This window comes from Caulobacter segnis (assembly GCF_029543125.1).
Taxonomy (GTDB): Bacteria; Pseudomonadota; Alphaproteobacteria; order Caulobacterales; family Caulobacteraceae; genus Caulobacter; species Caulobacter segnis_D.
Genome location: NZ_JARQWW010000001.1, coordinates 430616 through 456713 on the forward strand (window position 1 = coordinate 430616; position 26098 = coordinate 456713).

The window sequence follows — 26098 nt, forward strand, 5'->3', positions numbered from 1 at the left end:
GCATGGCCAAGCGACGGCCGGCGCAGACATCGCAAGACACGCCGCTCGATCCGAAGCTCGCCCCGACCCAAGCGCGCGCCCGCGCGACGTTCGAGACGGTCCTGGCCACCGCCGGAGCGCTCCTGGCGGAGGTGGGTTTCGAGCGGCTGTCGACCAACATGGTCTGTCAGCGCGCCGGCCTGACGCCGCCGGCTCTCTATCGGTACTTCCCCAACAAATACGCCATCCTCAGCGAGCTGGGCCGTCGGCTCATGGACGCCCAGGACGAGGCGGTCTTCGCCTGGATCGCCGAGGGCGGACTGGAGGCGCGGACCCTGGAGGAGGCGGTGGCCAAGAACCTGGCGGTTCAGACCCGGGTCAACCAGATCACGCGCGAGGCGCCCGGCGGCGTCTGGATCCTGCGCGCCATGCGGGCTGTACCGCTGCTGCACGAGATCCGCGTCAACTCCCGCGATCGCGTGGCGCGGCACCTGGCCGTACACATGCAGTCTCTCTATCCGGGCGCGTCGGTGGAGGAGCTGATGGCCGCCACGCGGCTGTCGACCGAGCTGATGTACGCCGCCACGGAGATGGCGCTCGAAGAGCCCTCGACCGAGGAAGCGCGCATCAACGAGGAGGTCTGCCGCATGATCAGCCTCTACTACGCCCACTTCGACGCGAGGCGGTTCAAGGCCTGACGCCGGCTCACAGGCACGCCATGCGCCTGCCTTTTCAAGGGCGGCGACGGGGATGATCGATACGTCGCCCTTTGGCGCAGCGCCGCCATGGCCCCCCTCGATCATGAGTGGCAGCGGGGCCCGGCCCATGGCTTTGCTGCGCCCTGGCGAACAAGCGCTGCCAGGATTACGCCATAACCCCAGCCGCTCGTGATGGCGCTTTCAATTGGACGTTGGCGAACTTTCGGTTGGACGCCCACAGTCTTTCAATTGGACACCACTATCCTTTCAATTGGACACCCGCATGCCAGCCCTCCGCCCGCGGTTGTCGCCGACCGGTGGTGCATGATCGTAATCCAACCCATCATGACGGCTAACTCCCCTTCAGTCACAGTTGAAGGAACGCGAGGAGAAATTGCCGCCCCCGGGGTCCGGCCGAGAAGACGCTAGGCCACGAGAGCTTCGATCGCTCCGAGTTCCTCGCGCTTTTCAATGAGCGCCTTCGAAAGATCATGCTGCGCCTGCAGGTTCATCCAAAACTGCGCGTCCATGCGAAAGACGCGCTCCAGTCGAAGCGCTGTATCTGGCGTGACGGGCTGAGCTTCACGCGTGAGACGCTCGATGCGCGTGCGGTCCTTTAGGCCCATGGCCTTGGCCAAGGCTCCGGCGGACATCCCCAACGGCGCCATGAAGTCCTCGCGGAGGATTTCTCCCGGATGCGGCAGGGGCGAGACAAAGTCGTTGTCGAACGTGGCCATCACCATTCTCCCTTCAGCGGTCGGCGTAAGCCGAGTGCTAGTGGTAGTCACCAAACCAAACGTCCTGGGGGCCTTCGGGACCCCACACAAAGACGATCCGAAACTGGTCGTTGACGCTCAGTGACCATTTGCCGGCCAAGTCGCCGCTAAGAGCATGCAGCCGGTTGCCCGGCGGATGCCGCAATTGTTCAACGGCCGTCACCGCATTCAACTGCGCCAGGAGGCGACGGGTCTTCTTGACGAGGTCTGAAGGAAAGCCCTTCGGAGCGCGCCCTTCAAACACCTCCTTGGCCGCATGGCTTTTCCAATTGCGTATCATCTGCGCGCCCCAGGATGACGACACCAATGTAGCGAGCCACGCTACAGCACGCAAGTTAGCGTAGCGCGATGCGCCACAACATCGGAGGCGACCATCAAGCCCGGGCCTTTCAAGGTCCAGGCGCGCCCGCTCGCGAAGCGTCAGGCTTCAACGGGCCTGCGCCGTGTGGCGGCCACGATGGCCATGGAAAAGCCGATGGCCGCAGCGGCGAAGATCGCCACCCCCGCGATGCCCTCGCTCTCCACGAGCACGGAGGCCGCCAGCGGGCCAAAGGCGCTGCCCAGCAACTGAGCGGCGCCGAGCTGCATGGCGCCGCGCCGGCTCGGATCAAGGTCGATCAGCAGGGCGGTATGGAAGGGCAGGCTGAACAGCCACGCAAAGCCGTAGATCGCGGCCGCCGCGATGAACACCCCGGCCGCAGGCGCCGCCCAGAGCGCGGCCAGGGACGCAAGACCGGCCGTCATAGCCAGGATCAGGGCTGGAGCGGCGCCGAGGCGTCCGCCGGCGGCGATGGCGGCGAACCCGCCGACCACTTGGGCGGCGAGAATGGTCGCCGTCGCCAGGCCCGCCATGCCGGCGGGCATTCCGGCATGGTCCGCCAGCGGCTCCAGATAGACGAACAGCGAGACATTGAAGGCCATCTGCAGGAAGGCGGCGGCCAGACCCGCCCACGCCGCCTTCGGCAGGCCGCCGGTGGTCTTGTCCGCATGGGCCAGCGCCGTCAGGGCGTCCGGCCCGCGCCAGACGATGGCCGCGGTCAGGATCGACAGGAAGGCCAGACTGGCGAAACCGCCAGCCGCACCGGCGAGCGCCATGGCGGTGAGCGGCAGGATGGCCGCCACCGCGAGTTGGGCGAGGGTCTGGACGGTGACGAAGGCGCCCGCCAGCCGTTCAGGCCGCCGGGAGCGGGCGATCATCGCCACGCAGGACCACAGCATCAGACCGGCCAGGGCTCCGGTCAAACCACGCAAAGCGATCAGGCCGCCGCCGACGGCAGGGATGCAAGCCAGATTGACCGCCGCGTGGGCGATGGCCGCCAGACTGAGCACGAGACGCATCCGGCGGGTCGGCAGGAACGCCGCCGCCAGGCCGCAGGCCACGCCGATGGCCAGCAGCTCCACCATGGCGGCCACACCGATCTGGGAGAGGGTCAGACGCCCCTCGTGCTCGAGCGCACCCAGAACGACCGGCTGAAGCCCGGCGATGAGGATCGCCACAACCCCCACCGTGAAGAGAATGAGGCTGGGCGGCGAGCCCGCCTCGGCTTCGCCGCTCGTGGTCATGAGGTCTTCCCGGCTTGAGGCTTTTGTCCGTATCGCGCGAAGGCCCGGGCGATCTGGCCCATCTGGGCGTCGTCGAGCAGCTTGGGGCCCCCGATGGCCAGGCAGCCCCAATAGACCGCCGCCTGCTCCTCGATCTCCTCGGCCACCAGCAGGGCCAGATCGAGGTCCGGGCCCAGGGCGATCTGACCGTGATTGGCCATCAGGGCGGCGCGCCGTCCGGCGAGGGCCTCGACCACGCCCTTTGCCAGCTCCTCGGATCCGAAGGTGGCGTAGGGCGCCACCGGCACGCGCGGGCCGCCGCTGACGGCGACCATGTAGTGAAGGGGCGGGATTTCATGCCCGGCGCAGGCCAGGATGGTGGCGTGGCGCGAATGGCAGTGAACCACGGCGCCGGCGTCGGGCCGCAGCTCGAGGATGGAATGGTGCATCCGCCACTCGCTGGACGGCCTGGCCTGCCCTTCGGGGATGTTCCCCCCCGCATCGATGAAGACCATCTGCTCGGGGACCAACCGGTGAGGCGGCACGCCGCTGGGCGTGACCAGCACGCCTTCGCCCAGACGGGCGCTGATGTTGCCCGAGGTGCCGCGATTGAGGCCGCGGGCGTCCATGGCGAGCATCACCTCGACCATCTTCTCGCGCAGGGCCGCTTCAGTGGCGTCCATCAGGTCAGTCCTTCAAGGGCAGGTCATGCATGGCGCGCACGACCGTATCGAAGTCGCGCAAGGCTCCGAAGACCCCAAGGCCCTGGGCGACCAGGGCGGCGGCGGCCACGGCGAAGCGCGCGGCGTCCAGGGGCGTCATCGCCTCGGCCAGCCCCCGGATGAAGGCCGCGCAGAAGGCGTCGCCGCAGCTGGTGGTGTCCACGGGCCGGATGTCGTGAGCGGAAATTCGGGTCGACACGCCGTCCAGATGGGCCACGACCCCGCGCGGCCCGTCCTTGATGAAGACGCCGCGCGGCCCGAGGCGAGACAACGCTTCGGCGGCGGCGGCGAGATCGTCCTGCCCGGTCAGGAAGCGGGCTTCCTCCGCGCTGGGCAGCAGGAAGTCCACATAGGGCGCCAGCTGCTCCAGCTCCTGCAGCGCGGTGGGCTGCGGCGAGATCAGATCGAGGGTGACAAGGGCGCCACCCGCCTTGGCCGCCTTGAGCAGGCGCGCGCCTTCCCCGCCGTCAAGCTTGGGGCCGCCGATGCCGCCATAGTGGACGAACCGGCTCTCGCCGGCAGCCTTGAGCGCCGCATCGTCGACTTCTGCGAAGAGGCCCGCGCCCAGGGCGTGGAAGTTGGGGCGACGGCCCTGGCTGTCCACCGCCAGCACCGTGGTCGAGGTCGGAAAGCCGGGCAGGACCGCCAGATGATCGAGGGAGACATTCCCCTCACGCAGGCCCATCTGCACGCAGCGGCCGGTGAAATCATCGCCCACCGCGCCGAGCAGCGAGACCTCAAGCCCAAGGCGCGCAGCGATCAAGGCCGCCCCGGCCGCGGTGCCGGCCGGATTGACCGCGATGCCCTCGACGAGAACCGTCCCTTCCTTCTCAGGCAGGGCGTCTATGGCGCGCGCCGTCACGTCCAGCGTCGTCAGTCCCACGCACATCAGACTCTTGGTCATGCCATCTCCTCCCGCACGGCTTGATTCATAGCGCGACCGGTCTATGGTAGTCAAAGCTACTTTTCAGGAGATGCGGACATGGGCTGGACCAACAGCAAGGATCGGGCGCTGCGCGAGCGGGCCATGGCGGTGATCCCCAACGGCATGTACGGCCATCAGTCGGTCATGCTGCTGCCCGACGACTATCCCCAGTTCTTCAAGAGCGGCCACGGCGCACACCTGTGGGACGTGGACGGCAACCGCTACGTGGATTTCCTGTGCGGCTACGGACCGAACCTCTTCGGCTACGGACACGAGAGCATCGACGCCGCCTATGTGGCGCGCATGAAGGAGGGCGACACCCTCACCGGTCCGGGCGAGGCGATGGTCGAGCTGGCTGAGGCCATGACACGACAGGTGGCGCACGCTGACTGGGCGATGTTCTGCAAGAACGGCACCGACGCCACGACCATGGCGCTGATGACTGCGCGCAATCACACGCGCAAGAACACCATCGTCCTGGCCAAGGGCGCCTATCATGGCGCCGCGCCCTGGTGCACGCCTCTGAAGTTCGGGGTCGCCCCCTCCGACCGGGCCAACCAGATCTTCTACGAGTACAACGACGTGGAGAGCCTGGAGGCCGCCGTCCGCGCCGCAGGCAACGATCTGGCCGCCATTTTCGCTTCGCCGATCAAGCATGACACCTTTGTCGACCAGCAGGACCCGACCGTCGAATACGCCAAGCGCGCGCGTGAGCTGTGCGACGAGCATGGCGCCCTGCTGATCGTCGATGATGTGCGGGCGGGCTTTCGCCTGGCGCGCGACTGCAGCTGGTCGCGCGTGGGCGTGCAGCCGGACCTGTCCACCTGGGGCAAGGCCATCGCCAACGGTCATCCGATCTCGGCCTTGCTGGGTTCGGACAAGGCCCGTTTCGCCGCGGCGATGATCTATGTGACCGGTTCGTTCTGGTTCTCCACCGCCCCCATGGCGGCGGCCCTGGAGACGATGCGGCTGATCCGCGAGACCGACTATCTGGAACGCACCCGGGCGCTGGGCCTTCGCCTGCGCCAAGGCCTTGATGAGACGGCGACGCGCCACGGCTTCGCCCTGCGCCAGACGGGGCCGGCCGAGCTGCCGCTGATCATGTTCGAGGACGACCCGGAACTGTCCAAGGGCTACTTCTGGAACGAGCAGCTGCTGAAGCGGGGCGTCTACTTCCACCCCTGGCACAACATGTTCATCTGCGCGGCCATGACGGAGGCCGACATCGATCTGGCCATCGAGGCCGGCGACGAGGCGTTCAAGCTGCTGAAGGCCGCCGGCCCGCTCGAGCCGGTCGCCAAGCTGCAGTTCCTGCATCAGGTGATGGCCGAACAGGAGGGCTGAGCGCTCGGTCCGCCGCCTGTGCCGGGAGCGGCCGGCTCGGGCGCTTAAGCCGCTACCCGCCCGGGTGCAGCCCCGGCGCTTCCTGGCCCGTGCGGGCGACATATTCGGTGTAGCCGCCGCCGTACTGATGGACGCCCTCTGGGGTCAGCTCCAGCACGCGGTTCGACAGCGCTCCCAGGAAGTGGCGGTCGTGCGAGACGAAGAGCATGGTGCCCTCGAAATCCGCCAGGGCCGCGACCAGCATCTCCTTGGTGGCCATGTCCAGGTGGTTGGTCGGCTCGTCCAGGACCAACAGGTTCGGCGGATCGAACAGCATCTTGGCCATGACCAGGCGCGCCTTCTCGCCGCCCGACAGAACGCGGCAGGGCTTCTCCACATCGTCGCCCGAGAAGCCGAAGCACCCCGCCAGGGTGCGCAAGCTGCCCTGGCCGGCTTGCGGGAACGACCGCTCCAGCGACTCGAAGATCGTCTCTTCACCGTCCAGCAGATCCATGGAGTGCTGGGCGAAGTAGCCCATCTTGACGCTGGCGCCGATGTTGACCGTCCCCTGATCCGGCTTCGCGTCGCCGGCCACCAGCTTCAGCAGCGTCGACTTGCCGGCGCCGTTGGCGCCCAGGACACACCAGCGCTCCTTGCGGCGCACCAGGAAATCGAGGCCTTCGTAGATCGGCCTGTCGCCATAGCCCTTGTGGACGTTGCGCACGCTGATCACGTCCTCACCCGACCGGGGCGGGCTCTGGAATTCGAACTGGACAGCCTGGCGGCGCCGCGGCGCCTCGACGCGTTCGATCTTGTCGAGCTTCTTGACCCGGCTCTGGACCTGGGCGGCGTGCGAGGCGCGCGCCTTGAACTTCTCGATGAACTTGATCTCCTTGGCCAGCATGGCCTGCTGGCGCTCGTACTGCGCCTGGCGCTGCGCTTCGGTGAGTGCACGCTGCTGGTCGTAGAAGTCGAGATCGCCCGAATAGGTGATCAGGGAGCCGGCGTCGATCTCCACCACCTTGCCGATGATGCGGTTCATGAACGCGCGGTCGTGCGAGGTCATGAGCAGAGCGCCGTCATAGTTCTTGAGGAAGGCCTCAAGCCAGATCAGGCTCTCCAGGTCGAGGTGGTTGCTGGGTTCGTCCAGCAGCATGCCGTCGGGCCGCATCAGCAGGATGCGGGCCAGGGCCACGCGCATCTTCCAGCCGCCGGAGAGCAAGCCGACATCACCGTCCATACGCTCCTGGCTGAAGCTCAGGCCCGCCAGAACCTCCCGCGCCCGCGCCTCCAACGCATAGCCATCCAACTCCTGGAAGCGCTCCAGCACCTCGCCGTAGCGCTCCATGACGGCGTCCAGCCGGTCGGCCTGGTCCGGATCGACCATGGCCGCCTCAAGCTGGGACATCTCGGCGGCCAGGGCGCTGACGGGACCGACTCCGTCCATCACCGCGGCGACCGCGCTCTGGCCCGACATCTCGCCCACGTCCTGGCTGAAATAGCCGATCGTCATCCCGGGATCGATCGTGACCAGTCCGTCGTCGGGCTGCTCCTGCCCCTTGATCATGCGGAACAGCGTGGTCTTGCCGGCTCCGTTCGGGCCGACAAGCCCGACCTTTTCACCCTTCTGGACGCCCATCGAGGCTTCGATGAACAGGATCTGGTGGCCGTTCTGCTTGGAGATATTGTCGAGGCGGATCATGGGGCGGTCTGCTAACGCGGGAGCGAGCAGAACGCCACCCTTGCAGTCACGCCAATCCCGACCTCGGCTCCGGATCGGCTAGATCGCAGCCCGACGCTGAACATCCGCTCGGCGGGCCTGAACCTCCATCCGCGCCCTGTCGATGGCTTCCATCTCGGTGGCTTGCAGCAGATCCTCGATCACCCTGTCCAGGTGGGCGCGCATGGCCGCCCGCGCCGCCGCCGCGTCGCGATCGCGGAGCGCGGCAAGAATGGTGTGGTGATCGTCGATGGCCGGACGGGATCCGGCCTTGCGGGCCCTGGCCAGCATGGTGGCGCACAGCGGCGACTTGTAGCGCCAGTCCCAGAGGGTCTCGACCATCAAGGTGATGGCGGCGTTGCGCGTCGTGGCGGCGATCTTGACGTGGAAAGCCCTGTCGGCGTGTTCTCCGGCGACGTCGCCCCGGTTTTCCTGGACCATCTTGGCGATGATCGCCTCAAGCTCGCGGGCGTCATCCTCGGTCATGTTCACCGCCGCCAAGGCGCAGGCTTCGCCCTCGAACATCCGCCGCGCCTCCGTCAGCTCGAAGGCCCCGATATCGAGCTCCATGGGCACTTCGGTCTGCTCGGGCGCCTGCAGCACCCAGACCCCGGAGCCATGACGCGTCTCGACCACGCCGCGAATTTCAAGGGCGATCATGGCCTCGCGGATCGTAGGCCGGCTGACACTGAGCCATTCGGCGAGATCCCGTTCCGACGGAAGCCGCGCGCCGGGCTTGTAACGCTCCTCGCGGATGGCCTGGGTGATGCGTTCAGCAACCTGCTGGTAGAGCTTTTGGGCGGTCTGACTCATGTCACGCCACCCGTTCGGCCATCGCCGTCCGCACCATCACAGCCTCCCCTTGTTCAGACATTGATGGGTGCGTGCAAGCAAATTGGTCAAGCCATTAGCGAAAAATCCGCTGACCAGAACAGGCCTTGCACAGCAGGAGAACCACACTTAGCCCTTTGGTTTCTCTAGACTTTCCCACCTTCAAGCCTTCACTCGCCGTAATATTTAGGAAACCGGTGGCAATACCAATCTTGACGGATAACGCAGATTGGCCTGATAACTTCCTGACAGACGCCGACAGCGCGTCAGGGAGGGATACGATGAGAACTGCTGATCGCGGGGCGCTGCGCGCCGCGCTCCTGGCGTCCTGCGCCATGATGGCCGCCGCACCGGCCTTCGCTCAGACCTCGGCGCCCGAAGCGGCGGCCGATGACGCGGTCGAAGAAGTGGTGGTCACCGGCTTTCGCGCCGCCTACACCAACGCCATCGCCACCAAGCGCGACACCCTGCAGATCTCCGACGGCATCTCGGCCGACGGCATGGGCCGCTTTCCTGACCTGAACGTGGGTGAAGCCGTCCAACGCATTCCCGGCATCCAGATCAACCGCGAAGCCGACAGCCGCAACGCCACCATCTCTCTGCGCGGACTGCCGGGCACCTTCGCCCGCACCACCTTGAACGGCGGCGCCTTCGCTGATCCGATCCTCAACGGCTCCACGCCGCTGGGCGCCTTCAACTCCGATATCTTCACCGCCATCAACGTGATCAAGTCGCCGACGGCGGCGGACCTGGCGGGCGGTCTGTCGGGCAATGTGGACCTGCGCATCGCGCCGGCGCTTGGCCGCAAGGACGGCGGCTTCGCCAAGGCCTCCTACGAGTACAACGAGCTCGGGGACCTGGGCAGCCCGCTGGGCACCATCGGCTACAACAAGCATCTCACCGACGACTTCGCGGTGTTCGGCGTCCTGGCCTACAAGCAGGAGAAGTTCCGCCGCGACTCCATCACGGTGAACTCCTGGGCCAACCGCCTGGGCTCGATCCAGGTCGGCAACCAGGCCGTCCCCGGCCAGAACCCCGTCTATGACGCCCTGATCGCCCAGAACCCGGGCGGCGTCTATTATCCGAGCCAGACCCGCCAGCTGGTGAAGTTCAACCGCGGCGACACCTGGTCCGGCGCCACCGGCTTCGAATGGCGGATGAACGAGTACTGGAAGATCGGCGCCAACGGCTTCTTCACCAAGCGCAAGCTGGATGAAGCCACCAACCACCTGCTCTACATCGACGCGACCGCCGGCCAGAACACCAACACCGCCCTCAGCGCCACATCGGCCGTGGCGCGGATCAGCAATCTGGGCACGCCCTACATCGTCAAGACGCCGAACGGCGACCGCGCCTACATCAACTCGTTCTCGGCCGAGAACATCAACACCTTCGACTCCATCCGATCGGAGCCGGCGGAGAACTCGACCTGGGCCATCAACCCGACCGTCGAGTTCGACAACGACGAATGGAAGGCCACCGCCAACCTGACGATCTCGCGCGCCAAGGCCCGCGCCGACCAGATCGAATTCGACATCGTCCAGAACCCGTACCGCAACCTCGGCCCGGCGGGCCTGAACGGCATCACCACCTCGGTGGCCCTGGGCGGCACGGACCTGTCCAACTATACGGCGGTCCTGAACACGCCCAAGGCGACCCACATCCCGACGGGCGGCTACACGATCCCGGCCACACCCAACGCCGCCACCCAGGCCGGCGCCCAGATGCCGGGCCAGGCGGCGGGCACTCCGGGCGACCGTTTCGGGGTCACCGGCACCAACGGCATGGCCAAGAACGAACTGGACTCCTTCCAGCTCGACCTGGTCCGCAGCTTCTCTGAAGACGGTCTTCTCACCGCCCTGAAGTTCGGCGGCCGCGCGGAACGCCGCGAGTTCACCTCTTCGGGCTCACGCAACACGTCGCTGGGTTCGCAGACCCAGAACATCACGCCGGCCATGGCCCAGCAGCTGGCTTACGCTCGTGACTTCTTCGGCGGCAAGGCGAACGGCGCCACGTCCAACTGGATGGGCGTGGACGTGAACCAGATCCTGTCGGTGGTCACGCCGATCAACACCAATCCGCGCAGCGCCGCCAACCCCAACGGCCTGCCCGACCAGTTCGCGATCAACGCTCCGGGCGTGTTCCTGACGCCCTACGGCTTCATCAACAACTACTGGGACGGCAACTATTGGAACAACAACTTCACCAACGCCGCCGACATCTATGCGGCCTATGCGATGGCGGAGTTCAAGACCGACCTGCTCAGCATTCCCGTGCGGGGCGCCTTGGGCCTGCGCTACGAGTACACCCAAAACGACATCACGGCGCTGAACTGCATCAACTGCTCGGCGGCCACCTCCGTGGTGGCCGGTCCGGTCAACCACTCGCTGACCACCACCAAGACCGAGGAGACCTACGACTACTGGCTGCCGTCCCTGGTGCTGGCCGCCGACCTGCGCGAGGACCTTGTCCTGCGTTTTGCGGCCTACTCCACCTATGTGCGCCCGCAGCCGCGCGACATCGTGCCGACCAGCTTCGTCCAGGAGCCGATCAACCTGACGCCGCCGGTCGACCCGGTCTACACCGTGACCATCGGCGCCACGGGCCTGAAGCCCTACACGTCCGACAGCTTCGACCTGTCGCTGGAATGGTACAACCGCCCCGGCGGCCTGATCGCCATCGCCGCCTACCGCAAGGAGATCAGCGGCTATATCGGCCCGATCACCGACCCGGCTCAGCTGTGCCCGGCCAACGGCGTCATCCCGGGCCTGAACGTGAACCTCGGGACCCTGTCGATCGACAATTCCGCCGGCACCCCGCGCTGCATCAGCTCGAACCAGTTCGTCGGCGCCGGCGGCGTCCTGCGCAACGCCCAGGTCAACGTCTCCGGCCAGACCAACCAGAACGACATGACCGTCACCGGCGTGGAGTTCAACATCCAGCAGAACCTCGACTTCCTGCCGGGCTTCTGGCGCAACTTCGGCGGCGCGTTCAACTACTCCTGGACCAACATCGACGGGAAGGATCAGGCGGGGCGCGACATCACCCTGCCCAGCGTTTCGAAGAACAACATCAACCTGATCGGCTACTATGAAGCCGACAAGTTCGGCATCCGTCTCGTCTACAACTGGCGTGACAAGTACGACCTGGCGGCCGGCAACTCCTTCGTCGGCGACGCGCGCACGGTGAAGGCCCGCAGCCAGCTGGACGCCTCGGCCTCGTACAAGCTGACCGAGCGCCTGACAGTTTCGGCGGACGCCTTCAACCTGACCGACGCGACCCGCTCCGAATACGAGAACGACCCGATGCTGCCGCGCCGGATCGACTACGACGGACGCACCTATCAGGTGACCCTGCGGGCCACCTTCTAAAGACCCTTCCTCGCGGCCGGGCTCCTTCGCGGAACCCGGCCGCTCTCTTTTTGCGAGGAGCCCGACAATGCGGACGACGCTGATCTGCGCAGCCCTGCTGACCACCCTGACCGCCGCGCCGGCCCTCGCCGCCGGCGGTTTCGCCATCTGCGCGCCAGCCAAGGCGCCCCTCAGCCAAACCACCCCCGCCGTTCAGGCGGCCATGGAACGCGCGCGCGCCAACCTCGCCCGGCCGCCCGCGCCGCTTGCGCGCCTGCACACCGAGGGCACCCTGCCCGGCCACGGCATCCGCGACATCAGCATCAAGGCCAAGGCCGACCACCCCATCACGCTGGACTTCGCCCTGGCATGGCGGGTGACCGGCGACCGCGCCTATCTCGACCAGGCCGGCCGGTATCTGAGCGCTTGGGCCGACATCTACGAGATGTCGTTCAACCCCATCGACGAGACCGGTTTCGACGCTCTGATCCTGTCCTATGACCTGACCAAGGCTGACCTTCCGACGGCGACCCGCACCCAGATGGACGCCTTCTGGCGACGCATGGCCGTCGGTTATCTGGACGCCATGGACGCGGGTCCGAAGAACGCTCACACCAATTGGCAGAGCCATCGCATCAAGCTGGCGTCGATGAGCGCCTTCGCCACCGGCGACGCCGCACTGATCGCTCGCGCTCGCAAGGCTTACGAGGCTCAGGTGGCGGCCAACCTGAACACGGACGGCACGACGTTCGATTTCCACGAACGCGACGCCCTGCACTACGTCACCTACAACTTCGATCCGTTGCTGATGGCGAACCTTGCCGCCAAGGCCAATGGCCAGGACTGGTTCAGCTACAAGGCGCAGAGCGGTTCGAGCCTGCCCCGGTCGCTCGACTGGTTCGCCGCCTATGCGCGCGGCGACAAGACCCATATCGAGTTCGCCAACTCCAAGATCCAGTTCGACCGTGACCGCGCCGCGTCAGGTCAGTCGGAATACGCGCCTCACCCCTGGAAGCCGTCCGCGGCGGTGAACACCTTCGCCTACGCAGCGGCGCTGAGTCCCGAATACGCCGCGCTCAGCCGCAGGCTTTCGGAGCAGTACTCGCGCCCGGCGCCGGCCTGGATGTCGGTCTGCCTGCCATCCAAGCCCTAAGCGTCTGTCCGGAGTGAAGTGATGATCCGCGCCGCCCTCATCGCCAGTACGGCCGCCTTCGCCCTGGCGGGCGCAACCCACGCCCAGACGGCGCATCCCGATCTGTGGCCGCACGCCAAGAGCCCCGCGGCCATGACCGACGACGCCACCGAGGCGAAGGTGCGCGAACTTCTGTCGAAGATGACCCTGGAGGAGAAGGTCGGCCAGACCATCCAGGCCGACATCTCCTACATCAAGCCCGAGGACCTCAAGACCTATCCCCTGGGCTCCTTGTTGGCCGGCGGCAGCTCCGGCCCCTTCGGCGACGAGCGCGGCGATGCGGCCAAATGGCTCGCCATGGTCACCGCCTTCCGCGAGGCGGCCGCCCAGCGCCCCGGCGCGAAGATCCCGCTGATGTTCGGCATCGACGCTGTGCACGGTCACAACAACCTGGTCGGAGCGACGCTTTTTCCCCACAACATCGGCCTTGGCGCGGCGCACGACCCGGACCTGATCGGCCGCATCGGCGAAGCCACCGCCAAGGAGGTCGCCGCCACCGGCGCTGACTGGACCTTCGGCCCGACCCTGGCCGTGCCCCGCGACGACCGCTGGGGCCGCACCTATGAGGGCTATGGCGAGACGCCCGAACTGGCGCGGGCCTATGCCGGACCGATGACCCTGGGCCTCCAGGGCAGGCTATCGGCCGGCCATTCTTTGGCCGACGGACGCATCGCCGGCTCGGCCAAGCACTTCCTGGCCGACGGCGGCACCGAGGCGGGCCTGGACCAGGGCGACTTCAAGGGAGGCGAGCGCGAGCTGATCGACCAGCACCTGTCCGGCTATCGCGAGGCGATCGACGCGGGCGTGCTGACGATCATGGCTTCGTTCTCAAGCTGGAACGGCGTCAAGCACACCGGCAGCAAGACCCTGCTGACAGACGTTTTACGCGGGCCGTTGGGCTTCGAGGGCTTCGTGGTCGGCGACTGGAACGCCCACGGACAGGTGCCGGGCTGCAGCAAGGAAAGCTGCGCCGCCGCCATGAACGCCGGCCTGGACATGTACATGGCGCCAGACAGCTGGCGCGGCCTCTACGCCAACACCCTGGCTCAGGTGAAGTCCGGCGAGATTCCCCTGGCGCGCATCGAGGAAGCCGCCGCCCGCATCCTGCGCGTGAAGATCAAGTCCGGCCTCTTCGGCCCGCGCCCGGCCATCGAGGGCGACTTCTCGATGATCGGCTCGCAAGCGCACCGCGATCTGGCGCGCGAGGCGGTGGCCAAATCCCTGGTGCTGATCAAGAACGACGGGGTCCTGCCGATCAAACCGGGCGCCCGGCTTCTGGTCGCGGGCAAGGCCGCCGACGACATCGGCCTGGCCTCCGGCGGCTGGACCATCTCATGGCAGGGAACGGGAACCACCAACGCCGACTTCCCCGGCGGGCAGTCGATCTGGGCCGGCTTGAAGCACGCGGTGGAGGACGCCGGCGGAAGCGCCGAACTGAGCATCGACGGCGCCTTCACGCAAAAGCCCGACGTGGCCGTGGTGGTGTTCGGCGAGGACCCGTACGCGGAGTTCCAGGGCGACGTGGACAATCTCGACTACGCGCCGCAGGAGCCCCTGGCCCTGTTGCGTGACCTGAAGGCCAAGGGCGTGGCGACGGTGGCGTTGTTCCTGTCCGGCCGGCCCCTCTGGACCAATCCGGAGATCAACGCCGCCGACGCCTTCGTGGCCGCCTGGCTTCCCGGCAGCCAGGCCGGCGCCGCGGCCGACGTCCTGGTGTCGGCCAAGAACGGCAGGGCGCCGCGCGACTTCACCGGCCGCCTGTCCTTCTCCTGGCCGAAGACCGCCGTGCAGGGACCGCTCAACATCGGCCAGCCCGGATACGATCCGCAGTTCGCCTATGGCTATGGCCTGTCCTACGCCAAGCCCGCTCGCGTCGGCCTGCTGAGCGAGGCTTCCGGCGTCACGCCGGGAGCTGGGCCCAGCGCCCGCTATTTCGCCGACGGCCGCATCGTAGCCCCTTGGTCCCTGACCCTGCAGGATGCGGACGGGCGCACCATGCGGGTCGGCCAGCTTCGCGAGTCCCGCAGCCCCGGCGGCGCTGTGTCCTATGGGATCGTCGATGGCGGCGCTCAGGAGTCGGCGCGGCGCTTCACCTTCGCCAAGGCGGGCTCGGCTTGGCTGGGCGGGCGCGCCCTTGATCTGAGCCCGTTGGCCCGGGAAGGTTACGCCCTGAGCGTGCGGTACCGTCGGATCGACACGAGCGGCGCACCTGTCTGGTTCGGACCGGAAGGCGCCCGACGCTCCCTGCCGGCGGTGGGCGCCTGGGCCACCGCATCCACGCCCCTGTCCTGTTTCACGGACCTCGATCTGACCAAGGTCGGCAAGCCCTTCGTACTGCATGCGGAGGGCGCTGCTGTTGTGGAGATCGAGGACGTCCGGCTGGTCAAAACGACCGCAGGTGGATGCCCGGCCTAATCCGAAAATTGGCTTGACATCATGTCGCCATACTCAACAAATGGCCTGACCAATATCTCGTTGCGCATTGACGTCTCTTGGTGCGCGGCGAGATCATCTCCCCTGCTAGGCCGGACCCCGACTTCCCCTGGGGTCCGGCTGTTTTTTCAGGCCTGACGCCTTGGATCTCAGGGAGCCCGCATGATCCGCTCCATCCTCACCGCCACCGCCTTCACGGCCGCCCTGACGGCCTCGCAGGCCCTGGGCCAGGTTCTCACCCGCGCCGATCTGCGCGACGGCCAGTCCCTGACCGGCGCCTGGACCTATTCGATCGATCCCTATCGCGACGGCCTGCTCGGCTTTCATCGCGGCGAGGCGGGCGTGGGTCATCGACGCTATGAGGACAGCGACGTCGATGCGGTGACCCGCGCCGCCCCGACCGCGCTCTATGAATACGACATGCAGCGCTCGGCCGTCGCCGACCTGCCGTCATCCTGGCTGACCCATGCGCCGCAGCTTCGGCATTATCAGGGACTGGTCTGGTATCAGCGCCGCTTCGCGGCCGCGCCGCCGGCCGGGCAGCGGGCCTTCCTGCGTTTCGAGGCGGCCAACTACACCGCCAGGGTCTATCTGAACGGCAAGCTGGTGGGCCAGCACGAGGGCGGCTTCACCCCCTTCGCCTTCGAGGTCACCAACCTGATCCGGGCGGGCGAGAACAATCTCACGGTGGGTGTGGATTCGACACCAACGCCCGAAGGCGTGCCGCCCCCGGTCACGGACTGGGAGAACTATGGCGGCCTGACCCGCCCTGTGCGACTTGTCTACGCGCCCGCCACCTTCGTGGACGAGGCCTGGGTGCGCCTGGACCGACAGGGGCGCATCGCCGCCGACATCAAGCTGAACGGCGCTCAGGCGACGGGCTCGCCCATTCAGGTGCGCATCCCGGCGCTGGGCCTGACTCTGTCAGGCAAGGCCGACGCCGACGGGGCCTGGAAGGGCGCGGCGAGCGCACCGCGCGGCCTCAAGCGCTGGTCGCCCAAAAGCCCGACGCTCTACGAGGTCGAAGTCACGGCGGGCGCCGACCGGCTGCGCGACCGGGTCGGCTTCCGTACCATCGAGGTGAAGGGATCGAAGATCCTGCTCAACGGTTCGCCCATCTTCCTGCGGGGCATCAGCATGCATGAGGAGGAGATCGGCGAAGAGCCCTCACGCATCATCACCGAGGCCTCCGCCCGCGCCCTGTTGACCGAGGCTCGCGATGGTCTGGGCGTGAACTTCGTGCGCCTCGCCCACTATCCGCACTCGGAGATCACGACCCGTCTGGCCGATGAGATGGGCCTGTTGGTCTGGAGCGAGATCCCCGTCTACTGGCTGGTGGACTTCGCCAATCCGCGCACCTTGTCTCTGGCCCGCGCCATGCTGGCCGAGAACATCCGCCGCGACCGCAATCGCGCCTCCATCGTCTTCTGGAGCGTGGCCAACGAGACGCCCGTGAGCGAGCCGCGCAACCGTTTCCTCGGCGCCTTGATCGACGATGTCCGCGCCTTGGACGACACGCGCTTGGTCACCGCGGCCCTACTGTCCAACCGTGTCGGAAGGGGCGCGGAGCGCCGGACTGTCATCGACGATCCGCTTGGGCCTAAGCTGGATGTGCTGGCCGTGAACACCTACAGCGGCTGGTACGGCGACGACACGCTCGATCAGGTGCCTGACATCCGTTGGGCCGCCACCGACAAGCCGCTCGTGTTCTCCGAGTTCGGGGCGGACGCCAAGGCCGGCTTCCACGACCCGCAGCTTCAGCGAAAGTTCTCCGAGGACTTCCAGGCGCGCTATTACCGTCAGACCCTGGCCATGGTCGACAAGGCGCCGAGCGTGGCGGGCATGTCGCCATGGGTGCTGAAGGACTTCCGCGCGCCGCGCCGCCAACATCCGGTCCATCAACAGGGTTGGAACCGTAAGGGCCTGATCTCGCCGACCGGCGAGCGCAAAGCCGCCTTCGAGGTCCTCGCGGCCTACTATCGCAGCCGCGCGGTCACCTCGCCGGATCATTAGAGCAGTCGAACCGGCGAGCACCGGTGTCGGTCTGTCGCGACCGGGTCCCGCCGGGTCGCATCAGCGATAGGTCAGCGTCCAGCTGATCGAGAACGGCGAGGATACGGTACGCGGCCCCGACGTGCAGACCAGACGCGTCTTCATGGGCCCCGGCGGCGTGCCCGCGTCCGCCGCGCTTTCGAATGGCCGCGCCTCGCAACCGTCCAGACCAGTCGCCGCAAAGCCGGTGACGTCGCCTGCGCCGAAGGCGAAGCCCTGGCCGGTCCACGACGGTTCGGCCGAGTAGGTTCCCAGCTCCAGGTCGATGGCGCCGAGCGCCAGCGGCGCCTTGGGCGTGTAGAGATCCGTACGCACGATCTTGCCGGGACTGAACACATAGGTGGTCCGAACCGATAGGCGATCATCGGGCCGGGGAGCCTTGTCGCCCATGCGGTCCACTTGATCCTGGCGCCAGGTGATGGTGGTCGTCTTGCCCGCCACGGTGACCTTTGCGTCCTTGAAATAGGCCAGGGGCATCAACTGGACGCCGTCGGAAAGCGTGAAGCGCGGGAGGAGGTTCGGCGCGTCACCGTCGGCCACGCCCGACAACATCCCCGCCGAGAACGGCACGGGAAAATAGGGGCTATGCATGTGCTGTCCGGTTCCGCCGTTGATCACCGGCAGGCTGAGCACATGGTCGCCGTCGCGGAATGTGACCACGAAGCGGTCATATCCGCCGCGCGCGAACCAGGTCGTCTGACGTTCGGGCAGGGACTTCAGCCAAGCGTCGAACCGGGGTGAGGGCGCCTTGTTGCGGAAGCCCTGCTCGTCCCAGATCCGGCTGGTGTAGATATGCTGGCGAGCGAGGCTGAGGTTCTCGCCCAGGATGCGGTGCTTGCCGCGATAGGCGTCGGTTCGGCGGCCGTTCTCCCACATGTCCACCGACCCCATCTTCGGATCGAACCAGAAGTCGGCGTAGCGGGCGGTGACGCGGGACGAGAAGGCGTAGGCCATCTCCTTCTCCTCGTCGGTGAGGACGCCCAGCACGGCGGCGGCGGTCATCACCTCCAGGAAGGCCGTTTCGCCATAGGCGCCGATGCTGCGCCCGTACTCGAAGCCCTCGCCGTAGCGGTTGAAGCGCGGCAGCATCATGTCGACCGACTTGCGCAGCCAACCCTTCAGCTCGGGCGTGGCGGGGATGCCGCTTTCGATGAACCGATGAGCGATCTCGCCGATCAGCAGAACACTGTAGCGGTCGAAGCGGCCGTCGCCATCGGTCTCGTCGGCGAAGCCGTACTCGCCGGAATACTTGCGATAGTGATCCAGCATCCGGGCCAGCAGGGCCTCGCTGGCCGAGGCGTCTTCCCAGCCCATCTGGTAGCGCAGGCGCGCCACGCTGAAGGCCACGCCGTAGTAGTTGTTGGGCAGGTCGATGAGGGTCAGGTCGTCGGAGCGGACGAAATGCCGCCAGTCCAGCTTCGCTCTCAGCCTGGCCCGGGTTTGCGCCGACACCGCGTCGTCCAGCAGGCCGGCCTCCTTCAGCATGTGGAGCGCCTGGATGTAGTAGTAGACGCCCCAGGTGTCGTTCTTCTCCTCCACCGTCATGTCCGCGATCTCGCGGAAGCCGGCAAGGTAGCGCCGGAAGCGCGGGTCGTCGCGCGGAGTGTCCAGCAGCAAGTAGCTGAGCCCGATGGCGATCTTGCCGGGCAGGAACTTGTCGTCCGCCTCGAAAACCTTGACCCCATCCAGGGTCATGTTCCGCTTCTCGGCCAGCAGCTTGCCCATCAACACGTCGAGCTCGGGCAGGATGCGCTGCTCGACCGTCGCGTTCATGGGGGCGACGGTTTCGTAGGCGACGCCGCGAGGCGCCGGCGCGGCGGCGATAGCCGGAGAGACGGAGCCGGCGAGCACCGTCGCCAGGACGAACGGAACGGGTTTGAACATCAGGCTGCTCGGATAAGGAGGCGGCGCGAGCCTACGCGATCACGCACCACCCGCCGCCAGATGAATTGGCCTGACCATTTGCTATCGGCCTAACCAATTCTGTCAAGCAACCTAGCGGCTTAAGCGCAATTTGCGCACTTCAGAACCGGCCAGCAGGAATGCGCCGACGCCATAGAGCTGGCTGTCCTCGCGCTTCACCTGCTCGGGCGCATTGCCCACCTGCTGCACCCAGCCAAGCTTGCCGTCGGGCTCGACCGCCGCCAGCAGGGCCGACCAGCCCTTGTCGATGACAGGCAGATAGGTCGCGCGATCCAAGACCCCGTGGTTCACGCCCCAGGCCAGGCCATAGACGAAGAAGCCCGCGGCGCTGGTCTCGGGGTTTTGCCCGGCCCCGCCATGCAAGGATGCCGGCCAATAGCCGGCGGGCGATTGCAGGGGAGCGATGGCGGAGGCCATCTCGCGCATCAATTGCTCGTAGCGCGGACGGCTGGGATGGTCGGCGGGCAGGGCCTCCAGCATCCGCACGATGCCGGCGAAGACCCAGGCGTTGCCTCGGCCCCAGAAGATCTTTTCGCCCTTGGGCCCCTTGCGCTCGAAAAAGCGGCTGTCGCGATAATAAAGGTGGTCGGTCTTGTCGTAGAGATAGTCCGTGGTCGCCCAGAACTCCTTGTCGCCGTAGGCGGCGTAGCGAGGATCGCCGGTCTCGCGGCTCATGGCGGCCCAGACAGACGGGGCCATGAACAGCGCGTCGCTCCAGCACCACCGCGGCTGGCAGGCGGACTCCATGCCCGGAACGCCGGGGACGAACTCCAGGCTGTTTTTCGGCGGATCGGCGAGGATGGCGTCGAAGCGGGTCTTGATGGCCGCCAGGGCCGCGTCGTTGCCGGTCTTTTCGTGGACCCACACCCAGGTCTGGCCGATGGCGTGATCGTCGGCGTGCAGGGGCCGATGGCCCAGGGCGTAGTGACGGTCGGCGCCGACAGCCTCGATAGCCCGGGCGTACTTGGGGTCGACATTCATGTCCGCCAGCTCGGTCATGCCGACCCAAAAAGCGGCCTGCACCCAGCCCGTCGGATCCTCGACCCGGTCGCGGAAGGCGGTGATGTAGTCGAAGTTGTCCAGGTGGGCGAGCTGCCAGTCAGCGACCCGGCGCATGGCGGAGACAGGCGGCTCCTGAGCGGGCGCGGCGGCCTGGACGGAGCCCGCGGCCATGGCGGCGAAAGCCGCTCCAGCGATCAACCAGTTCCTCATGGACGCCTCCCGGTTTTGATTTTGGAGGTCAGTTGCGGGAAGCGCGCGCCAGTGGTCAAGCCAAAATCAGCGACAGCGGTTTTGGTCCGGCCAGTTCGACCCAAGCTCAGATCGAACCGCGGCGCGCCAGTTCGACACGTCGCGCGGCGGTTTCGCTGCGGGCCTTCTGCAAGGCTTCCATCTCGGTGGCGGCGAGCAGGTCTTCGATGACGCGGCCCAGGTGGTCGCGCATGGCCTGGCGGGCCTGAACCGGGTCGCGGGTGCCAAGCGCTTCGAGAATCAGCTGGTGGTCGTCGATCAGGGGGCGGGAGCCGGCCTCACGCGCCCGGGCCAGCATGGCGGCGCAAAGCGGCGACTTGTAGCGGATGTCCCACAGCTCCTCGACCACCGTGACCAAAGCTGCGTTGCGGGTCGCCTGCGCGATGGTGACATGGAAGCTGCGGTCGGCCTTTTCGCCCGCCACGTCAGCGTCGTTCTCGGCGATCATCGCCTTGACGATCCGGCCGAGTTGCTCGAGCTCCTCATCATTGATCGTGGAGGCCGCCAGGGCGCAGACCTCGCCCTCCACCAGCCGGCGCGCCTCGGTCAGCTCGAAGGCGCCGATGTCCAGCTCGGGCTCGGCCTCGGCCGCCTTCTTGGCGCCGTCGGTGACATAGATGCCTGAGCCGTGACGGGCTTCGACCAGTCCCCAGATTTCGAGAGCGATCATCGCCTCGCGGATGGTGGGACGGCTGACCCCGAACTCTTCGGCCAGGTCCCGCTCGGACGGCAGGCGGCCGCCGGCCGGATAGCGCTGACGACGAATGGCCGTGGCCACGGCGTCAGCGACCTGCTGATAGAGCTTTCGGGCGTCGGCGGTCGTGGTGGTCATGGGAACTTTGTATCGCGGCTCGGCCATGGTTGTCAGGTCCCGGATTGGCCCCGACTTCAGCGATCATTCCACGAAAATAGCCCGACGGTCATCGAGCCTGCCCTTGACGTCGGCCTGACAGGTGACGCATTAGTGGCCTGACCAATTTCTCTGAGTGCTCTGATGAACGCCCCTGTCGCCCTGCCCCCGCTCTCCGAAGCCAACCGGTTCGCCCGGCCGCTGAAGATCACCGGCGCGAAGGTGATCGTGACCTGCCCCGGGCGCAACTTCGTCACCCTCAAGATCGAGACCGCTGAAGGCGTTTACGGCCTGGGCGACGCAACCCTCAACGGGCGCGAACTGGCTGTGGTCAGCTATCTGGAAGATCACGTCATCCCCTGCCTGATCGGGCGCGACGCACACCAGATCGAAGACATCTGGCAGTACCTCTATCGCGGCGCTTACTGGCGCGGCGGCCCGGTGACCATGACCGCCATCGCCGCCGTCGATACGGCTCTGTGGGACATCAAGGGCAAGGCCGCCGGCTTGCCGGTCTACCAGCTGCTGGGCGGCGCGTGCCGCACGGGGGTGACCGTCTATGGCCACGCCAACGGCGAGACCATCGATGAGACCATCGCCGAGGCGGTGAAGTACAAGGCCATGGGCTACAAGGCGATCCGCCTGCAGACGGGGGTGCCCGGCCTGGCCAGCACCTACGGCGTCTCCAGGGACAAGATGTTCTACGAGCCGGCCGACGCGGACATGCCGACCGAAAATATCTGGTCGACCCCGCAATACATGGCTCATGCGCCCAGGCTGTTCGAGAAGGCCCGCGAGGTGCTGGGCTGGGATGTGCACCTGCTGCATGACGTGCACCATCGCCTGACGCCGATCGAAGCCGGTCGCCTGGGCAAGGACCTGGAGCCGTATCGCCTGTTCTGGCTGGAGGACGCGGTTCCGGCGGAAAACCAGGCCAACTTCCGCCTGATCCGCCAGCACACCACCACGCCGCTGGCCGTAGGCGAGATCTTCGACTCGATCTGGAGCTGCAAGCAGCTGATCGAGGAGCAGTTGATCGACTACATCCGGGCCACCGTGGTCCACGCCGGCGGCGTCAGCCACCTGCGCAAGGTCGCCAGCTTTGCAGCCATGCACAACGTCAAGACCGGCTGCCATGGCGCCACCGACCTGTCGCCGGTCTGCATGGCGGCGGCCCTGCATTTCGACCTTTCGGTCCCGAACTTCGGCCTGCAGGAATACATGCGCCACACCGAGGAGACGGACGCGGTCTTCCCGCACGCCTACAGCTTCAAGGACGGCATGCTGCACCCGGGCGACAAGCCGGGCCTGGGCGTGGATATCGACGAGGTGCTGGCCGGAGAATACCCCTACAGGCGCGCCTACCTGCCGGTGAACCGCCTGCGGGACGGCACGATGTTCGACTGGTGAGCCCAAGCGCGCGTCTTGGCTGAGCCGATGCTTTCGAAAAAAGGCCGGAGCGACCGCTTAGCGCGCGCTCTTGGCCGTCAGATGGAAGACTGAAGTCAGGTCGACCTGGACCGGGACGTTGTCGGGGCGGGTCTGCATGATGTCCGCCATCATCGCCCACCAGCGCTGCATCAGCTCGGTTCGGGGAAGTCGGGCCATGGTGTTGTCGATCGTGCGGGTGAGGACGGCGAACAGGTGATGCGTCTCCTCGTCGAGGAAGATGCGGTAGTCGCGCACGCCGGCCTCGGTCAGGGCCGATGAGAGTTCGGGCCAGATCTCGTCGTGACGGCGCTTGTACTCCGCGGCCTGGCCGGGATTAAGCGTCATCCGAAAGGCGATGGTCTCGAGCGCTTCGCTCATCTTGGCTCCCCATGAAGCGGCCGGGCGCCCAGGGTGTTGCGGCCCCAGAGCCGCGCATAAGGCCAGCCGGTCAGATCCTCGACAACCTCGCCGGCGGCGCGGCTGGAAGGCGCGGTCGCGCCAACGCGCAGGTGCTCGATCTCCGCCATCAGCACCTCGTGTGTCCGCGCATTGAGGCGGAAGCGCCAGGAGGCGGCCAGACCCAGCAGCATCACCACCGCCGGTCCCAGGACCAGCAGCCAGGCGACCGTGGCCACGGCCTGCGGACTTTGCACGAGGGCGCCGCCCGCCGTCTTCGGAGAGACATAGCCGCCCAGATCGATGATCCAGCCCGTGATGATGATGGCGCCGGACTGAGCCACCTTGCGCACCAGGGTCATCACGCCGGCGAAGATGCCTTCGCGGCGTTGCCCGGTGACCGCCTCGTCCACGTCCGGCAGGTAGTTGTAGACCGACCAGGGCACGAAGTTCAGGGTCCCGCGCCCCAAACCCGCCAGGATGATGGGCCCCATCACCCAGACGACAGATGCAGGGTCGGTCGCCACGAACGCCGCGCTCCCCCCCGCGGCCGGCCGCGTCAGATAGATGGCCAGCAGCCACAGGAGCGCGGCCCCGAAGAAGGCGATGGCGATCCGATAGGCCGCCGCCGGCCCGATGCGGATCACCAGATTGATGGCGACCATCACCGACACCAGCTGGGCGGCGTACATGAGGGTCATCATCTGCGAGATCATCACCGTCGCGCCCATCATCACCGTGGCCACGAAGATCGGGAAGGCGGTGTTGAAGATGTCCTGCGAGATGTATCCGCCCAGATAGATCGACAGGTGCTGGCGGAAAGCCCGGATCCGCAAGGTCGAGAACAGGTCACGGAACATGCGGGCCGGGATCAGGAGCGCGGCCTTAAGGCTGAACGGCGCCGAACGGACGGCGCGTTCCTCGGCCGTGTACGGGCGCTCCCAGCTCAGGCAGACCACCACAAGCACCGTCAGGCTGAACATCACCCCGAAGATGCCGCCCATGATGAAGAAGGTCTGGGCGGAGTCCCGGCCGCCTACGGCGTTGATGATCACGGTGGGCAGATAGGAGGCGACGATGGCCGAGCCCTGTCCCACCAGGATGCGGGCCCCGGCGAAGCGGGCTTTTTGCTTGTAGTCCTTGGTCATCTCCGCGGCGAGCGTCTCCCACGGGATCAGGAACATCGTGTAGAGCAGCTCGAAGAAGACGAAGACCGCCAGGTAGTAAAGGAAGGTCTGGCCGGTCACGAAGATCAGCGCGAAGCTGGGCAGCAGCGGAATGGTGATCAGCAGGAAGACCTTCCGGCGGCCGATACGCCGGCCGATCCGGGTGTGCCGCAGATTGTCCGACAGGTAGCCGATCAGGGGACAGGTGATCGCCTCCAGCAGGCGCGGCAGGCCCAGGATCAGGCCGGCCTCCACGGCGGTCAGACCGCAGAAGGTGGTGAAGAAGTAGAACAGCCAGCCGGTGATGACCGCCTGGGCGCCGGCGCCCAGCACGTCGCCCGAGCCCCAGCCCCAATAGTTCCACCAGCGGGGAACGCGCGGCGCGGACTGCGAGGACGTCGTCACGATCAGATGTACCGCCGCATGAACTCGGCCAGGCACAGGATCGCCAGCGACTGGCCATAGGGCATGGAGGTCAGCGGAATGTCGCGATAGCCCTGCAGGTCGTCAAAGACCGGCGTGCCGAAGGAGACCTGCTGCAGCTCGCCCTCGGGCGAGATGTTGGCGAGAACACCCTTCACCGCCTTCAAGGCGACCGCCTCATACTCTGCGCTGATGTAGCGCTTGCGGACCGCCTTCAGGATCCCATAGGCGAAGCCGGCGGTGGCGGAGGCCTCCAGATAGCTGGTATCGTCCGGGATCAGGGTGCGCCACAGGCCGCTCTCGTGCTGGTGCGCGGCCAGGGCTTTGACCTGCGCCTCCAGGGTCTCGATCAGGAAGCGGCGCAGGCTGTCCTCGGGCGGCAGATCCAGAAGCTCGATGAACTCGGGGATGGCGATGGTCACCCAGCAGTTCCCGCGCGCCCACAGGGCGTCGGCGAAGTTGTGCCGCCCCAGGAACGTCCACCCGTGGAACCACAAGCCGCTCTTGCGGTCGAACAGGTACTTGATGTGGATGAGGAACTGCTTCTTGGCCTCCTCCACATAGTGATCACGGCCCAGCAGCAGGCCGATCTTGGCCAGCGGCAGGACGCTCATCATCAAGGTGTCGTCCCAGAGCTCCTGCGGGTTCTCGTCATTGAAGACGATGTGCTGGAACCCGCCCTCCTCGGTGCGCGGCAGGCCGTCCATCAGCCATTCGGCCCAGGTGTCCAGATAGGGGATGTAGGTCTGGTCGCCGGTCTGCTCGTAGAGATAGGCCAGCGTCAGGAAGGGCGAGACGGTGTTGATGTTCTTGGTCGGGGTGCCGGCGGCGAAGCGGTTCTCGAACCAGTCGAGCATGATGTTCAGCGTGGCCGCATCATTCGTCTGCTCGAAGAATTTGTAGAGGCCGTAAAGGCCGATCCCGTGGGTCCACTCCCAGTCGTTCCAGCCCTTGGTGTCGATCACCCGGCCGTCGTCCAGACGCAGCAGGAACGCACCGGACTCATCCTTGATGTTCACCAGGTTGTCCGTCAGCCGCGCGATGGCGTCGCGGATGTCGGCATAGGACAGGTCATGGACGAGGTGGGGCATGATCACTCCAGGCGGGTATGAGCA

Annotated in this window: 20 protein-coding genes; 7 read left to right on the forward strand and 13 right to left on the reverse strand. The window is 66.7% G+C overall.

The genetic code is table 11. The features are described 5' to 3' along the window. Positions 1-2 precede the first annotated feature (2 nt). A complete protein-coding gene (locus tag P7B02_RS02120; protein WP_277784649.1) occupies positions 3-677 on the forward strand; it encodes a TetR/AcrR family transcriptional regulator in 675 nt (224 codons plus the stop codon). 425 nt (positions 678-1102) lie between these two features. Here the strand turns inward: P7B02_RS02120 and P7B02_RS02125 are convergent, their stop codons facing one another. From P7B02_RS02125 to P7B02_RS02145, 5 genes are all read right to left on the reverse strand, one after another. Further along, on the reverse strand, positions 1103-1414 hold the full coding sequence (locus P7B02_RS02125) for a HigA family addiction module antitoxin (protein ID WP_277784650.1): 312 nt from the start codon (positions 1412-1414) through the stop codon (positions 1103-1105). Between the two features lie 37 nt (positions 1415-1451). After that, entirely contained in the window at positions 1452-1733 is a 282-nt protein-coding gene (locus P7B02_RS02130) for a type II toxin-antitoxin system RelE/ParE family toxin (RefSeq protein WP_277784651.1), read from the reverse strand. A gap of 140 nt (positions 1734-1873) precedes the next feature. After that, complete coding sequence (locus tag P7B02_RS02135; protein WP_277784652.1) at positions 1874-3016, reverse strand: MFS transporter; 1143 nt, start codon at positions 3014-3016, stop codon at positions 1874-1876. Continuing rightward, complete coding sequence (locus P7B02_RS02140; RefSeq protein ID WP_277784653.1) at positions 3013-3678, reverse strand: class II aldolase/adducin family protein; 666 nt, start codon at positions 3676-3678, stop codon at positions 3013-3015. Before P7B02_RS02140 ends, P7B02_RS02135 begins: the two co-directional genes overlap by 4 nt. A 4-nt stretch (positions 3679-3682) precedes the next feature. Next, on the reverse strand, positions 3683-4621 hold the full coding sequence (locus tag P7B02_RS02145) for a carbohydrate kinase family protein (RefSeq protein WP_277784654.1): 939 nt from the start codon (positions 4619-4621) through the stop codon (positions 3683-3685). Between the two features lie 78 nt (positions 4622-4699). On the opposite strand from P7B02_RS02145, the gene P7B02_RS02150 reads away from it, so the two are divergent. Then, positions 4700-5986, forward strand: coding sequence for an aminotransferase class III-fold pyridoxal phosphate-dependent enzyme (locus P7B02_RS02150; protein WP_277784655.1), 1287 nt, complete (start codon positions 4700-4702; stop codon positions 5984-5986). Between the two features lie 52 nt (positions 5987-6038). On the opposite strand, the gene P7B02_RS02155 is transcribed toward P7B02_RS02150, so the two are convergent. Beyond that, on the reverse strand, positions 6039-7667 hold the full coding sequence (locus P7B02_RS02155; RefSeq protein ID WP_277784656.1) for an ABC-F family ATP-binding cassette domain-containing protein: 1629 nt from the start codon (positions 7665-7667) through the stop codon (positions 6039-6041). Between the two features lie 78 nt (positions 7668-7745). Further along, complete coding sequence (locus P7B02_RS02160; protein ID WP_277784657.1) at positions 7746-8498, reverse strand: FadR/GntR family transcriptional regulator; 753 nt, start codon at positions 8496-8498, stop codon at positions 7746-7748. Between the two features lie 299 nt (positions 8499-8797). Here P7B02_RS02160 and P7B02_RS02165 point away from each other — a divergent pair, with 299 nt between their 5' ends. The 4 genes from P7B02_RS02165 to P7B02_RS02180 all read left to right on the forward strand — a co-directional run bounded on the left by P7B02_RS02165 (position 8798) and on the right by P7B02_RS02180 (position 17504). Next, the gene (locus P7B02_RS02165) at positions 8798-11887 is read left to right on the forward strand and encodes a TonB-dependent receptor (RefSeq protein ID WP_277784658.1); all 3090 of its coding nucleotides are present in this window, start codon (positions 8798-8800) and stop codon (positions 11885-11887) included. 67 nt (positions 11888-11954) lie between these two features. After that, complete coding sequence (locus tag P7B02_RS02170) at positions 11955-13019, forward strand: alginate lyase family protein (protein WP_277784659.1); 1065 nt, start codon at positions 11955-11957, stop codon at positions 13017-13019. Between the two features lie 21 nt (positions 13020-13040). Beyond that, positions 13041-15473, forward strand: coding sequence for a glycoside hydrolase family 3 protein (locus P7B02_RS02175; RefSeq protein ID WP_277784660.1), 2433 nt, complete (start codon positions 13041-13043; stop codon positions 15471-15473). 180 nt (positions 15474-15653) lie between these two features. Beyond that, positions 15654-17504, forward strand: a complete 1851-nt coding sequence (locus P7B02_RS02180; protein WP_277784661.1) for a glycoside hydrolase family 2 protein — start codon at positions 15654-15656, stop codon at positions 17502-17504. 60 nt (positions 17505-17564) lie between these two features. On the opposite strand, the gene P7B02_RS02185 is transcribed toward P7B02_RS02180, so the two are convergent. The 3 genes from P7B02_RS02185 to P7B02_RS02195 form a co-directional block, all read right to left on the reverse strand. Beyond that, complete coding sequence (locus P7B02_RS02185) at positions 17565-19427, reverse strand: hypothetical protein (protein ID WP_277784662.1); 1863 nt, start codon at positions 19425-19427, stop codon at positions 17565-17567. A 111-nt stretch (positions 19428-19538) separates the two neighbouring features. Further along, a complete protein-coding gene (locus P7B02_RS02190) occupies positions 19539-20678 on the reverse strand; it encodes a glycoside hydrolase family 88/105 protein (RefSeq protein WP_277784663.1) in 1140 nt (379 codons plus the stop codon). Between the two features lie 106 nt (positions 20679-20784). After that, positions 20785-21549, reverse strand: a complete 765-nt coding sequence (locus P7B02_RS02195; RefSeq protein WP_277784664.1) for a FadR/GntR family transcriptional regulator — start codon at positions 21547-21549, stop codon at positions 20785-20787. A 162-nt stretch (positions 21550-21711) separates the two neighbouring features. Here P7B02_RS02195 and manD point away from each other — a divergent pair, with 162 nt between their 5' ends. Continuing rightward, positions 21712-22977 (forward strand): D-mannonate dehydratase ManD, encoded by a 1266-nt coding sequence (gene manD, locus P7B02_RS02200; protein ID WP_277784665.1) that lies wholly within the window; start codon positions 21712-21714, stop codon positions 22975-22977. 57 nt (positions 22978-23034) lie between these two features. Here the strand turns inward: manD and rhaM are convergent, their stop codons facing one another. The 3 genes from rhaM to P7B02_RS02215 are packed head-to-tail and all read right to left on the reverse strand — an operon-like array spanning position 23035 to position 26074. Beyond that, positions 23035-23376: an L-rhamnose mutarotase gene (gene rhaM / locus P7B02_RS02205; protein WP_277784666.1), complete on the reverse strand. Its 342-nt coding sequence runs from the start codon at positions 23374-23376 to the stop codon at positions 23035-23037. Next, a complete protein-coding gene (locus tag P7B02_RS02210) occupies positions 23373-24965 on the reverse strand; it encodes an MFS transporter (RefSeq protein ID WP_277784667.1) in 1593 nt (530 codons plus the stop codon). Before P7B02_RS02210 ends, rhaM begins: the two co-directional genes overlap by 4 nt. 2 nt (positions 24966-24967) lie before the next feature. Continuing rightward, complete coding sequence (locus P7B02_RS02215) at positions 24968-26074, reverse strand: glycoside hydrolase family 88/105 protein (RefSeq protein WP_277784668.1); 1107 nt, start codon at positions 26072-26074, stop codon at positions 24968-24970. Positions 26075-26098 lie beyond the last annotated feature (24 nt).